This window comes from Burkholderia sp. BCC0044, from assembly GCF_902832955.1.
Taxonomy (GTDB): Bacteria; Pseudomonadota; Gammaproteobacteria; order Burkholderiales; family Burkholderiaceae; genus Burkholderia.
The window spans coordinates 120,677-133,712 of sequence record NZ_CADFDO010000002.1 but is presented as its reverse complement, the minus strand read 5'-3'; the positions used below and the strand labels follow the sequence as shown (position 1 = coordinate 133,712).

The 13,036-nt window shown below is 67.8% G+C and carries 13 protein-coding genes; 3 read left to right on the top strand and 10 right to left on the bottom strand.

The genetic code is table 11. The annotated features are described in order from the left end of the window. Positions 1-40 precede the first annotated feature (40 nt). The 6 genes from HWX14_RS09235 to HWX14_RS09210 all read right to left on the bottom strand — a co-directional run bounded on the left by HWX14_RS09235 (position 41) and on the right by HWX14_RS09210 (position 6,509). Positions 41-1,078, bottom strand: a complete 1,038-nt coding sequence (locus tag HWX14_RS09235) for an ABC transporter permease (protein WP_175882453.1) — start codon at positions 1,076-1,078, stop codon at positions 41-43. 27 nt (positions 1,079-1,105) lie between these two features. Next, complete coding sequence (locus HWX14_RS09230; protein ID WP_175882452.1) at positions 1,106-2,650, bottom strand: sugar ABC transporter ATP-binding protein; 1,545 nt, start codon at positions 2,648-2,650, stop codon at positions 1,106-1,108. Between the two features lie 12 nt (positions 2,651-2,662). Beyond that, a complete protein-coding gene (locus HWX14_RS09225; protein WP_175882451.1) occupies positions 2,663-3,439 on the bottom strand; it encodes an SDR family oxidoreductase in 777 nt (258 codons plus the stop codon). A gap of 79 nt (positions 3,440-3,518) precedes the next feature. Next, a complete protein-coding gene (locus HWX14_RS09220; RefSeq protein WP_175882450.1) occupies positions 3,519-4,796 on the bottom strand; it encodes an L-fuconate dehydratase in 1,278 nt (425 codons plus the stop codon). Between the two features lie 23 nt (positions 4,797-4,819). Beyond that, positions 4,820-5,662, bottom strand: coding sequence for an ureidoglycolate lyase (locus HWX14_RS09215; RefSeq protein ID WP_089470377.1), 843 nt, complete (start codon positions 5,660-5,662; stop codon positions 4,820-4,822). Positions 5,663-5,744: 82 nt separating this feature from the next. Beyond that, positions 5,745-6,509 (bottom strand): SDR family oxidoreductase, encoded by a 765-nt coding sequence (locus HWX14_RS09210; protein WP_175882449.1) that lies wholly within the window; start codon positions 6,507-6,509, stop codon positions 5,745-5,747. A 664-nt stretch (positions 6,510-7,173) separates the two neighbouring features. Between HWX14_RS09210 and HWX14_RS09205 the strand changes: the two genes are divergently transcribed. The 3 genes from HWX14_RS09205 (at position 7,174) to HWX14_RS09195 (ending at position 9,128) form a co-directional block, all read left to right on the top strand. After that, complete coding sequence (locus HWX14_RS09205) at positions 7,174-7,464, top strand: DUF3331 domain-containing protein (RefSeq protein WP_006484717.1); 291 nt, start codon at positions 7,174-7,176, stop codon at positions 7,462-7,464. Positions 7,465-7,631: 167 nt separating this feature from the next. Continuing rightward, a complete protein-coding gene (locus tag HWX14_RS09200) occupies positions 7,632-8,618 on the top strand; it encodes an oxidoreductase (RefSeq protein ID WP_175882448.1) in 987 nt (328 codons plus the stop codon). A 210-nt stretch (positions 8,619-8,828) separates the two neighbouring features. Further along, a complete protein-coding gene (locus HWX14_RS09195) occupies positions 8,829-9,128 on the top strand; it encodes a DUF4148 domain-containing protein (RefSeq protein WP_175882447.1) in 300 nt (99 codons plus the stop codon). A gap of 193 nt (positions 9,129-9,321) precedes the next feature. Here the strand turns inward: HWX14_RS09195 and HWX14_RS09190 are convergent, their stop codons facing one another. From HWX14_RS09190 to HWX14_RS09175, 4 genes are all read right to left on the bottom strand, one after another. After that, complete coding sequence (locus HWX14_RS09190; protein WP_175882446.1) at positions 9,322-10,521, bottom strand: TauD/TfdA family dioxygenase; 1,200 nt, start codon at positions 10,519-10,521, stop codon at positions 9,322-9,324. Positions 10,522-10,544: 23 nt separating this feature from the next. Continuing rightward, positions 10,545-11,501: an alpha/beta hydrolase gene (locus HWX14_RS09185; protein WP_175882445.1), complete on the bottom strand. Its 957-nt coding sequence runs from the start codon at positions 11,499-11,501 to the stop codon at positions 10,545-10,547. Positions 11,502-11,562: 61 nt separating this feature from the next. Beyond that, entirely contained in the window at positions 11,563-12,051 is a 489-nt protein-coding gene (locus HWX14_RS09180) for a thioesterase family protein (protein ID WP_175882444.1), read from the bottom strand. A gap of 10 nt (positions 12,052-12,061) precedes the next feature. Next, entirely contained in the window at positions 12,062-13,027 is a 966-nt protein-coding gene (locus HWX14_RS09175; protein ID WP_175882443.1) for an L-carnitine dehydrogenase, read from the bottom strand. Positions 13,028-13,036: the final 9 nt, after the last annotated feature.

The following is a 13,036-nucleotide window of genomic DNA, read 5'->3' as shown; positions in this document are numbered from 1 at the left end:
CCGGCGGTGAAGCGCATGCCTGCACGTCCACGCGTCAACGTCAGCGGCGACGCCGGCGCAGGATGTCCACGTAGACGGCGAGGATGATGATCACGCCCGTCACGACCGTCTGCCATTCCTGCGCGACCGACATGATCCGCAGGCCGTTGGTCAGCACGCTCATGATGAACGCGCCGATGATGGTGCCGACGATGCTGCCCGCGCCGCCCGACAGCGACGTGCCGCCGATCACGACGGCCGCGATCGCATCGAGCTCGTAGCCCTGCCCGAGCGCCGGTTGCGCCGAGTTCAACCGCGACGCGATCAGCAGCCCCGCGATTCCGCACACCGCGCCGCTGAACGTGTAGACCGCGATCTTCCACGCGTCGACGTTCACGCCGGACAACCGCAGCGCCTCCTCGTTGCTGCCGAGCGCGAACGTGTAGCGGCCGAAGATCGTGCGATTCAGCACGATCGACGCACCGATCGCGACGAGGAACAAAATCAGCACCGCGTTCGGGATCGGCAGCGCGGGGATCAGGTTGCCGATCAGCGAATCCTGCGCGATCGACGTGAAGCCCGGCGTGTCGTTGAAGTAGATCGGCCGCGTGCCCGAGATCACGAGCGACAGCCCCTTGAGCAGCATCATCATGCCGAGCGTCGCGATGAACGGCGGCACCTTCATCTTCGCGATCACGAAGCCCGACACGCAGCCCGACAGCGCGCCGAAGCACAACGCGGCCAGGATCCCGAGCGGCAGCGGCATCCCCCACTTCGTCAGCACGACGCCGGCCATCACCGCGCAGAACGTCATCAGCGTGCCGACCGACAGGTCGATGCCGGACGTGATGATTACGTACGTACACGCGACGGCCAGCACGCCGTTCACGGCGGTGGCCTGCAGGATCGACACGAGGTTGTCGACCTCGAGGAAATTCGACGACGCGAAGCTGAAGAACGCGATCAGCAGCACGAGGCTCGCGAACGCGAGCAGCTTCTGCCGCGCGGCCGGGTTGAAGAAGCGCGATTTCAGGCTCGATGCGGCGGCCGGCGTGTCGCCGGTGGCCAGGGGCGGAACGGAATGCGTATCGTTGGACATGATCGTTAGGCGTCTGAATCGGGACAATCAGGACAACACGGTCGACTCGCGCTGCGTCGCGAGCTGCATGATCTTTTCCTGCGTGGCGTCGGCCGCGCGCAATTCGCCGGTCACGCGGCCTTCGCACATCACGAGAATCCGGTGGCTCATGCGCAGCACCTCGGGCAATTCCGACGAGATCATCACGATCGCCTTGCCGTCCGCGGCGAGCGCATCGAGCAGCTTGTAGATCTCGCTTTTCGCGCCGACGTCGATGCCGCGCGTCGGCTCGTCGAAGAACAGGATGTCGCAGTCGCGCAGCAGCCATTTCGCGATCACGATCTTCTGCTGGTTGCCGCCCGACAGGAGCCGCGCGGGCTGCGCGACCGACGGCGTGCGGATCGCGAGCTGCCGCACGTACGACTGCGCGGCGTCGCGCATCGCGCGCGCATCGAGGAACAGGCCGCGGCGCACGAAGCGGCGCATGCTCGACAGCGCGATGTTGTTCTGCACGTCCATCCCGACCGCGAGCCCGAAATGCTTGCGATCCTCGGACAGGTAGCCGATGCCGTACTTCACCGCATCGGCCGGCGTGCGGATCGTCACGACCCTGCCGTTCACGCGGATCTCGCCCGCATCGACCGGGTCCGCGCCGAACACCGCGCGCGCGACCTCGGTGCGGCCCGCGCCCATCAGCCCGGCGAAACCGAGGATCTCGCCGCGCCGCAGCGTGAAGCCGACGTCGCGGATCGCGCGGCCGCGCGACAGCCCGCGCACTTCGAGCGCAATCTCGTTCGCGGACGTATCGGGCGGCGTGCGGGTGTCCGCATCGAGCTGGCGGCCGACCATCATCGAGATGATCGATTCCATCGACGTGCCGGCCATCGGCACGGTCGCGACGTACTTGCCGTCGCGCATCACGGTCACGCGATCGGCGATCTGGCGCAGCTCGTCCATCTTGTGCGAGATGTAGACGATGCCGACCCCGTGCGCGCGCAGGTCACGGATGATGCGAAACAGCTCGGCGATCTCCGCGTTGTTCAGCGCGGCGGTCGGCTCGTCCATGATCAGCGCGCGCGAGTCGAACGACAGCGCCTTCGCGATCTCGACCATCTGCTGCTTCGCGACCGTCAGCCGGCCGACCGGCGTGCGCGGATCGAGATCGAGCCGCATCCGCTGGAAGATCGCGGCCGCGTCGCGGTTGAGTTTCTCTTCGTCGACGAACACGCCGAAGCGGCCGCGCGGCTCGCGGCCGATGAAGATGTTCTGCGCGACGCTCAGGTGGTTCATCAGGTTCAGTTCCTGATGGATGATGCCGATGCCGAGCGCCTGCGCGGCACGCGGGTCGGCGATCTCCACCGGGCGGCCGTCCATCCGGATCTCGCCCGCGTCGCGCTGGTAGACGCCCGCGAGAATCTTCATCAGCGTCGACTTGCCGGCGCCGTTCTCGCCCATCAGCGCATGCACTTCGCCCGCGCACAGGTCGAAACGGCAATCGTCGAGCGCCTGCACGCCCGGAAAGCGCTTGCCGATGCCGGTCAGCGCGATCAACGGCGGCGCGGTGTGGGTGTTCGGGTTCAGGTCGGGTTGCATGGCACGCGGCCCTCAGCTGATCGCACGATCGAGATGCGTATAGCCGCCGTCGACGAACAGCCACTGGCCCGTCGTGTGCGATGCGCGATCCGACAGCAGGAACACGGCCGTGTCGGCGATCTCGTCGGCCGTCGTGAAGCGCTGGCCGAGCGGCACCTTGCCGGCGATTTCCGCGACCTTCGCGTGCGGATCGTCGAAGCCGGCGATCCAGTTCTGATAGAGCGGCGTCATCACCTCGGCCGGAATCACCGCGTTCACGCGCACGCCGTCGTTGCGCAATGCGACGGCCCATTCGCGCGTCAGCGCGAGTTGCGCGCCCTTCGACGCGCAATAACCGCTCGTGTTGCCCTGCCCGGTCACGGCCGTCTTCGACGAGACGTTGACGATCGCGCCGCGCGTCGCCTTCAGGTGCGGCACGCAGTAGTGCGCCATCACGTAGTAGTGGATCAGGTTGCGTTCGAGCGACGCGACGAACGCGTCGCGCCCGGCGTCGAGCCCAATGCTGTCGTTGATGCCCGCGTTGTTGACGAGGCCGTCGAGGCGGCCGAAGCGTGCGAGGGTTTGCGCGACCGCATCGCGGCATTGCGCGTCGTCCTGCAGTTCGACGCTCACGCACGCGGCGCGCGGCTGTTTCTGCGCGAGTTCTTGCCAGAACGCATCGTCGGGCGCGTGGCGCGCGAACACCACGGGAACCGCGCCTTCGCCGGCCAGCCGCATCGAGATCGCGGCGCCGATGCCCGACGCGCCGCCGGTCACGATCACGACCTTGTCTTGCAGATTCAAATCCACTTCGCGTCTCCGTCGTTCATGTTGTCGCCGCGCACGATGCACACGACGTGCATCGCGCGCCGTCGCGCGTGGCCCTGCGTCAGCCGCGGAACCGGTACTGCTCCAGCGATTCGGGCTTCATCTCGATCGAGAAACCGGGCGCGGTCGGCGGCATGTACGCCGCGCCGCGCACCACGCACGGCTCGACGAAATGCTCGTGCAGGTGATCGACGTACTCGGTCACGCGCCCTTCCTTCGTGCCGGAAATGCACACGTAGTCGATCATCGACAGGTGCTGCACGTATTCGCACAGCCCGACGCCGCCCGCATGCGGGCACACCGGCAGCCCGTATTTCGCGGCCATCAGCATCACCGCGAGAATCTCGTTCACGCCGCCGAGCCGGCACGCGTCGATCTGCACGACGTCGATCGCGCCGCGCGCGATGAACTGCTTGAACAGCACGCGGTTCTGGCACATCTCGCCGGTCGCGACCTGCACCGGCGCGATCGCCTCGCGAATCTTGCGATGCCCTTCGACATCGTCGGGGCTCGTCGGCTCCTCGATGAACCACGGCCGCGCGAACGCGAGTTCGCGCACCCAGTCGATCGCCTCGCCGACTTCCCACACCTGGTTCGCGTCGATCATCAGCTTGCGGTCGGGGCCGATCACCTCGCGCGCGATCGTCACGCGGCGGATGTCGTCCTCGAGGTTCGCGCCGACTTTCAGCTTCACGTAGTCGAACCCTTCGTCCACCGCCTCGCGACACAGCCTGCGCAGCTTGTCGTCGCTGTAGCCGAGCCAGCCGGCCGACGTCGTGTAGCACGGGTAGCCGTCGCGCTCCAGCGCGGCGATCCGCGCGGCCTTGCCGGGCGCCTGCCGGCGCAGCAGGTCGAGCGCTTCGTCCGGGCTCAGGCAGTCGGTCAGGTAGCGGAAGTCGATCGCCCGCACCAGTTCCTCCGGGCTCATGTCGGCGACGAGCCGCCACAGCGGCTTGCCGACGGCCTTCGCCCACAAATCCCACACCGCATTGACGACGGCGCCCGTCGCCAGGTGGATCGCGCCCTTGTCCGGGCCGATCCAGCGCAACTGGCTGTCCGACGTGATGTGCCGCCAGAAGCGGCCCATGTCCTCGCGGATCCAGTCGAGGTCGAGGCCGACGACGAGGTGGCGCATCGCGTCGATCGCCGCGCAGCAGATTTCGTTGCCGCGCCCGATGGTGAACGTGAGCCCGTGACCTTCGAGCCCGTCGCGGTCGGTTTCGAGCACGACGTAGGCCGCCGAATAATCGGGGTCCGGATTCATCGCGTCGGAACCGTCGAGCTGGCGCGAGGTCGGAAAGCGCACGTCGAGGACGCGCATCGATCGAATGATAGGCATGACGAACCGTCCGTTGAAGGGAATCAGGCCTGCACGGTGCGCTGGCGCTGCTCGCCGAGCCCGTCGATGCCGAGCGTGATCACCTGTCCGGCGCGCAGGTAGACGGGCGGCTTCTGCCCGAGGCCGACGCCCGGCGGCGTGCCGGTCGAGATCACGTCGCCCGGCTGCAGGCTCATGAAGCGGCTCAGGTAGCTGATCAGGTGCGGCACGCGGAACACCATCGTCGCGGTCGTGCCGTTCTGGTAGCGGTGGCCGTCCACTTCGAGCCACAGCCGCAGCGCGTGCGGATCGGGCACTTCGTCGGCGGTCACGAGCCACGGGCCGATCGGGCCGAACGTGTCGTTGCCCTTGCCCTTGTCCCACGTACCGCCGCGTTCGAGTTGATACTCGCGCTCCGATACGTCGTTCACGACGCAGTAGCCGGCGACGTGCGACAGCGCATCGGCTTCGTCGATATAGCGGCCGCCCTGGCCGATCACCACGCCGAGCTCGACTTCCCAGTCGGTCTTCTCCGAGCCGCGCGGGATTTCGACGTCGTCGTTCGGGCCGGAGATCGCGCTCGTCCACTTGCCGAACACGACGGGCTCCTTCGGCACCTCCATCCCCGATTCGGCTGCGTGATCCGAATAGTTGAGCCCGATGCAGATGAACTTGCCGACGCGGCCGACGCACGCGCCGAGCCGCGGCGTGCCTTCGACGAGCGGCAGCGACGACGGCGGAATGTCGCGCAACCGCGCGAGCGACGCGGGGGTCAGCGCGTCGCCGGCGATGTCGTCGATCACGCCCGACAGGTCGCGAATCTGGCCGTGCGCGTCCAGCAGGCCCGGCTTTTCATGGTGTTTGTCGCCAAATCTCAGCAGTTTCATGGTGTTGTCTGAGTGGAAAAGGAAAGGGAAAGCGCAACGGTCAGTTCGACACGGTCAGTTCGACACGGTCAGTTCGACACGGTCAGTTTGACCAGCCGCCGTCGATCAGATGAATCGTGCCGGTGGTGAACGACGCTTCGTCGGACGCGAGGTACAGCGCGAGCGCGGCCACTTCGTCCGCGCTGCCGATGCGGCCGATCGGCTGGCGCGCGACGAACGCCTGGCGTACCTCGTCGGCGGACACGTGGCGCGTGCGCGCCTGGTCCGCGATCCGCTGCTCCAGCGACGGCGATTCGATCGTGCCCGGGCAGATCGCGTTGCAGCGGATGCCGCGCTCGACGAAATCGGCGGCCACCGACTTGGTCAGCCCGATCACGGCCGCCTTGGTGGCGCCGTACACGAAGCGGTTCGGCACGCCCTTCACGCTCGACGCGGCCGACGCCATGTTGACGATCGACGCGCCGCCGGCTTCGAGCATCGCCGGCAGCAGCGCGCGGATCAGCCGGTACATCGACGTGACGTTCAGGTTCAGCGAGAACGCCCACGCGTCTTCGTCGCAATCGAGGATCGAGCCGTGATGCACGTAGCCCGCGCAGTTGAACAGCACGTCGAACGCGCGTTCGCTCGCGGCGAGCGCCGCGATGTCGTTCGCATCGGTGACGTCGAGCCGCCGCGTGACCAGCCGGCCGCCCGCGCGTTCGGCGTCGGCTTCGAGCCGCACCAGCGCGGCTTCGTTGATGTCGGTCGCCAGCACGTCGGCGCCCTCGCTCGCGAACCGCAGCGCGGTCGCGCGGCCGATGCCCTGCCCGGCCGCCGTCACCAGCGCGCGTTTGCCCTGCAATCTCATGAGCACTCTCCGAAAAAGCCGGCCGTCAGTCGGCCGATTGGCACAAAGGACTAAAGGTCCAACCAATCATAGGAAGGGATCGCGCGTTTGTCACGAAATTGGGATTCAGTATTTACCCCGGGTGGGTCAATCCGTCTGTCGCACGAGAATTCGGCGTGCGAGCGGCGTTGAAGTGCCGCCCCGAGATCCGCTCAAGCCCAATACCGGCGGGCCTTCCAGCCGATTCTTCAGCGACGTTCGGCACGTCCGCCGCGCCAAACTGACAAAAAAGTCATGTTCGCGTCAGGGTGCCAACGGGTGGCGCACGCCATCATGGTGTTGCCGGACCGCGCTTCCGGTACATCGCCTCCCCGCCCGTGCCGGATCTCTGCGGGCACCTCCGTCCCCTGGCGATGTATCCCGTGACTGGGCGAGCAGACACGGCGCGCGGGCCGATTTTCCGCCCCGGGCTTCCGTCCGGGGCTTTTTGTCTTTGATTTTCCAAGAAAATAAGCGTGGATTGTTTCTAAATCGGCAAAAGGTAATTCGAGCCGGACAGGATGTTTTTTCCGGTCACAGACGCTTACATTTAGCGCACCACTCATGGAAACCGCTACGGATTCGCCATCGGGTAGTGACATCCACTGCCACGGCCGAAACCGCACGAGCTTTAGGAAACGGCAAAATGAAGGCCTCCAAATCCCTGCCTGCGCTCGATCCCGCCGACGTCCACGTCGAAATCCTCGAACGTTCCGATACGCTGCTCGTCGTCCGCTGGGTCGAGCCCGGCCGCTGTCACTACGGCGAGCAACGCTGGCGCCGCCGCTTCGCGCAGCGCACCGGCACCTGCGCGCTGTCGCGCCAGGTCATCCACCGCGGCGACGAAGTGTTCCGCCCGGCCGAGCGCCCGGCCCCCGCGAACGCCGCCGCCATGATTTCCGCCGCCGAGGTGCTCGCGCTGGCCGGCAGCAGGTAACGCCCGCCGGCCCCGCGCCGGGGCTTGCGGCGCCACGCCGTACGCCAGCCCTAGAAGCGCCGGTCTAATTCCCCCGCTTGTCTGCGCCGTCCGCCCGCACTATCGTTACACCACTCAATGTAACGATTACGTGCCGCGGCCGACCGGCCGCGCCGATGGAGGCAGACATGCATGCATGGAGCGCGCGCCACGTCCCGGCGCAGGGCGGCAAGGTCGCGGTCGTGACCGGCGCCAACAGCGGCCTCGGCTGGCAGCTCGCGGAAACGCTGGCCGCGAAAGGCGCGACGGTCGTGATGGGCTGCCGCGACGCCGCACGCGGCGCGCAGGCCGCCGACGCGATCCGCCGGTTTCATCCCCATGCACGCGTCGAAGTCGATCCGCTCGACCTTGCCGATCTCGCGTCGATCGCACGCTTCGCGGCCGACGTCGGCGAACGCCACGGCCGCGTCGACATCCTCTGCAACAACGCCGGCGTGATGTTCCTGCCGCTGCGGCACACGCGCGACGGCTTCGAGATGCAGTTCGGCACCAACCACCTCGGCCATTTCGCGCTGACCGGCCATCTGCTGCCGGCGCTGCGCGCCGCGCGCCGGGCACGCGTCGTCACGATGTCGAGCGGCTTCAACCGCGGCGGCCGGATTCGCGTGGACGACCTGCGCGCCGAACAGCGCTACAACCGTTATCTCGCCTATTGCGACAGCAAGCTCGCGAACCTCGTGTTCGCGATCGAATTGCAGCGCCGCTTCGAGCGCGCGGCATTCGCCGGCATCAGCGTCGCCGCGCATCCCGGCTATGCGGCGACCAACCTGCAGTTCGCGGGCCCGGCGATGGACCGCTCGCCCACCCGCGCCGCGCTGATGCGCGCCGCGAACCGTTATCTCGCGCAGCCCGCCGCCCAAGGCGCTCTGCCCGCGATTCATGCGGCCACGTCGCCCGATCTGGCCGGCGGCGCATACATCGGTCCGTCCGGCTGGTTCGAATCGCGCGGGCTGCCGGCGCCGGCGAGCGTGCCGCGCGCGGCGCGCAGCGTGGCGGCGGCGGCGCTGCTGTGGGAAGCCTCGGAAGCCGCGACGGGCGTGCGCTTCCTCAGCGCCGGCGCGCCGGCCGGACGCTCGCCGGGCCGGCCGCTCGATACGGCGGCCGAAGCGCGCTGAGCGGCCGCTGGTCGCAACATTCTTCATACTTATTACGCCCACCGAAAAGAAAGCCTGTTGAAAGACTGATTCGCCGCCGCACTGTTACCGGACAGGAAACAATTTATCGTCAAAATCAGCGTTTACCCTGAACACGCCGGTGACTAAGATTTGATCAATCGCTCAAGACATGGTGTCGAGAGCGAACTCAATAAAACACCGGAGGTCACCATGAAATCGCTCGTTTCCGCAGTCGTTGCCGCTGCCGCCCTGTCCGCTTCGTTCGGCGCATTCGCTCAAAGCACCGTGACGCGCGCTCAAGTGCGCAACGAACTGGTCCAGCTCGAACAAGCCGGCTACAAGCCGGGCGTGTCGAGCCCGTACTACCCGAACGACATCCAGAGCGCCGAAGCGCGCGTTCATGGCGTCGACACCAGCGGCTACGGCGCGCAACCGGCTCCGCTCGTCCACTCGGGCGCACCGGCAGCCGCTTCGTCGAACGCACGCGACTCGATCTTCTTCGGCCAGTAAGCCGATGCGCCCCCGGCGGGCGCCGCGCATCGCGCGATGAAGTCACGTAGTCCTGACGAGCCCCCTTCGCGGGGCTCGTCTGTTTTGTGAAACGCATACCTCCGCCGCCCGGCAGCGGGTGGCTTCGCCCGGGCGCCTCGCGTCCGGGTGCTTTTTCCGGAGAGGTGTGCGTGAATGCGCGGTGGGGTGTCGGTCAGCGCGCCGCGGCTGCGGCCGGCGTCGACCGCGACAGCACGCGCCACCGCGACAGCAACTCGTCGCGATCGACGTAACACCCCTGCAAATGCCGGCGGCCCGTCGACGGGTCGAACTCGGTGCGCGCATGCAGCACGCGCCGGTTGTCGAACGCCCACATGTCGCCCGCCCGCAGCCGGCGCTGTACGCGAAAGCGCGGCTCGCGCGCCAGCGCGAGAAACCGCCGGTACGCGCGATAGACGGCCGCGACCGCGCCGGCCGGCGCATCGAGCGGCCCGCGCAGGAAGTTCGCGACGCGCACTTCCGTCACGTTGCCGCGCGCATCGCGCCCGATCACCGGCGCCGAACAGCGGTAGTCGCTGTTCGCGCTCTTGTTCCAGAACTCGAACGGCGTCGACGCGAGCTGTTCGAAATCGTCCGGATGTTCGCGCCGCAGCGCATCCGCGAGCGCGAAGCCATCGAGGAAGATACTGTCGCCGCCCGTCGCGTCGTTCGCGAGGCAATGCAGGAACTGCACGCCCGGCTGCAATTCGCGCGTCGGCAGGTCGGTGTGCGGCGGAAGATTCAGCGACGTATATGCATTGCTGTCCGGGCGCGGCTTCGATTCGACGTCGAACAGCACGCCGAAATTGCTTTCGCGGATCAGGCCGACGCGGCGCGCGACCTCGTCGACACGGCCGCGCTCGGCCGGCACGCCCTCGACGAGCGTGAGCCCCGTGCGCTGCAATGCGTCGAGCCATGCGAGCAACGCGCGGTCGTCCTCCATCACGTCGCGCCATGCGAACACGCCGATCGCCGTCGCATCGTCGCCGGTCCATACGTGCCGCCCGTGCGCGGCCAGGCGCTCGGCACGCGATGCGTCGTCGTATGCATGCGCACGCAACCAGCCCGGCGACCACGCGCTGCGGTGCCCGTCGTTCCATTCCACGTGCAGCGCGCCGTCGGTTTCGACATGCACGGTGAGCGCCGACAGATCCGCGCGCGCATCGGCGATCTCGAACACCTGCTCTCGCGTGATCGCGTGCACGCATGCGGCACACGCGCAGTTGTCGCGCAGCCAGTCGAAATGGAACGGCGATCGTCGCGCGTCGCTCCATTCGACGTTCACCGCGCCATCGCCGATCGTCGCCGCCGCGATCGCCGCGTCGGCCGAAAACGTCCGCCAGTCCTCGATACGGTGTTGCGCCGCTGCCTGCATCGTTGCCTCCCGGAAAACGCCCGCTACGCGTGCGGTGCGAGCAAAAAGCCGCCGACCATCCGGTGCATCCGCGCGGCCTGCGGGCTCGTCCCGAGCGCGCGCCAGCAGCCGTGCACCAGCCCCTCTCCCATCCAGTAGTGCGCGATACCGCCCGCCGCGCGAATCCGTTCGACGTACACGCGCGCGTCGTCGCGCAGCGGATCGTGTTCCGCGCCGATCGCGAGAACCGGCGGCAGTCCGTCGAAACGCTCGCCTTCGAGCGGCACCGATGCGCGCAACAGCGGGTTGCCGTCCCGCAGCACGTCGGACAAGTCGCCGCCCCAGTACAGCGCGCGATAGCGATGCACGTCGTCGAGCGTCAGCATCGGCGCGTGCGCTTCCGTTTCGCGCGCGGGCGACTGCGGTTCGAAACCGAGCATCGGATAAACGAGCGCGATGCCGTCCACGCCGCTCTCGCCCGCATCGCGCAGCGCGGTCGCCACCGCTGCCGCGAGCATGCCGCCGGCGCTGTCGCCCGCGAGCGTCAACGGATGCACGCACGGCCCGAACGGCCAGTGCGCATCGCGCGCGGCGCGCGTAACGGCTACGCAATCGTCAAGCGCGGCCGGCGCGCGGTGCTCGGGCGCGAGCCGATAGTCGACGGCGATCACGTCGAGGCCCGTATCGGCCGCCAGTTGCGCGGTGATCAGCGCATGACTGTCGAGCGAGCCGACGACGAACCCGCCGCCATGAAAAAACAGCACCGTGCCGCGCGGCGTGCCGTGCGCGGACGTATAGCGCCGCAATGCGATCGCGCGGCCGTCCGGCGCGTGCCACACGGCGTCCTGCTGCACGATGCCGGCCGGCAGCGCGGCCGGCGTCCATTCGGCCGCGAAGCGGTCGTAGAGACGGCGCTGCTCGTCGGGCGAACGCGCCGCCGCATCGGCCGGATACCACGCGTCGACGGCCGCGACGAACGCCGCGATTTCCGGTTCGAGCATCGTATGCGCTCCGCGGTCGAAGATCGAAGGTAGAAGAAAGATCGTGAAATGAAGCGCGCCGCTAGCGGCGCGGCGGCAGCCCGATCACGCGGCCCGCATACGCAGGCGCCGCGCAATCGCGCTGCAACGCATGCAGTTCGGCCACGCGCGCGGCCACGTCGTCGTCGAACGGCGCCGATTTCGCGCCGTCGCGCGTAGCGACGTGCAGCAGCATCTGCTCGCTCGCCGATACCGCGTCGTCATGCCCGTCGGCGAACAGTTCGAGATACAGGTGCAGCCGCTTCGCGTCGTGCGCGAGCACACGCGCATCGACGCGCACCGGCGTGCCCTCCTTGATCTCGTGCAGGTAGTTCACGTGCGCTTCGAGCGTGTAGACCGAGCGACCCCGCTCGCGACGCGCGGCGTCATCGAGGCCGATGCGATCCAGCAACGCATCGGTCGCGAAGCTGAAGATCAGCAGGTAGAACGCATCGCGCAGGTGGCCGTTGTAGTCGACCCATTCAGGCCGCACCACGTCGCGGTAAATCGTCAGCGGGGTATCGCCCGTCATCGCCTGTCCTTTAGTCCTCGAATCGCATCCCGTGCCGCGTCTTCACCGCGGCGATCGATTTCAGCACCTCGGTGATGCACTCGTCGCGATAGCGTTCGAGCTCCTTGATGCTGCGCGTGCCCTGCTGTTCGGTCGTGCCTTCGACGACGCTGTCGATCAGCGCGTCGGTCAACGTCGGCGCGACCAGCTTCGTCCACGGCAGTTCGAGCGCCGGGCCGAATTGCTGCATGAAGTGTCGCATGCCCGCATCGCCGCCGGCCAGCGTGTAGGTCAGGAACGTGCCCATGAACGACCAGCGGATGCCCGCACCGAAGCGGATCGCATCGTCGATCTCGCCGGTCGTCGCGACGCCTTCGTTGACGAGGTGCAGCGCCTCGCGCCACAACGCTTCGAGCAGGCGATCCGCGATGAAACCCGGCACTTCCTTGCGCACGTGCAGCGGCCGCATGCCGAGCTTGCGATAGACCTCCATCGCGCCTTCGACCGCTTCCGGCGCCGTGCGCGCGCCGCCGAGCACTTCGACGAGCGGCAGCAGGTAGACGGGATTGAACGGGTGACCGACCACGCAGCGCTCCGGATGCGTCGCCCGCGCGTAGAAATCGGTCGGCAGCAGCCCCGACGTCGACGACGCGATGATCGCGTCGGGCTTCGCCGCGCGGCTGATCTGTTCGTGCAGTTCGAGTTTCAGCGCCTCGCGCTCGGGCGCGCTTTCCTGGATGAAATCCGCATCGGCGACGCATTCTTCGATCGTCGACACGAACCGCAGCCGCGCGGGATCGGCGCCCGGCGCGAGGCCGACGCGTTCGAGCGCGGGCCACGCGTTCGCGACGTTCGCGCGCAACCGCGCTTCCGCGCCCGGCGCCGGGTCCCACACGACCACGTCGAGACCGTGCGCGAGCGCGCGGGAAATCCATCCGCTGCCGATCACGCCGGTGCCGATCGCGGCAAACGTGTTGATGTCGGTCTTCACAGCCATGTCAACGCA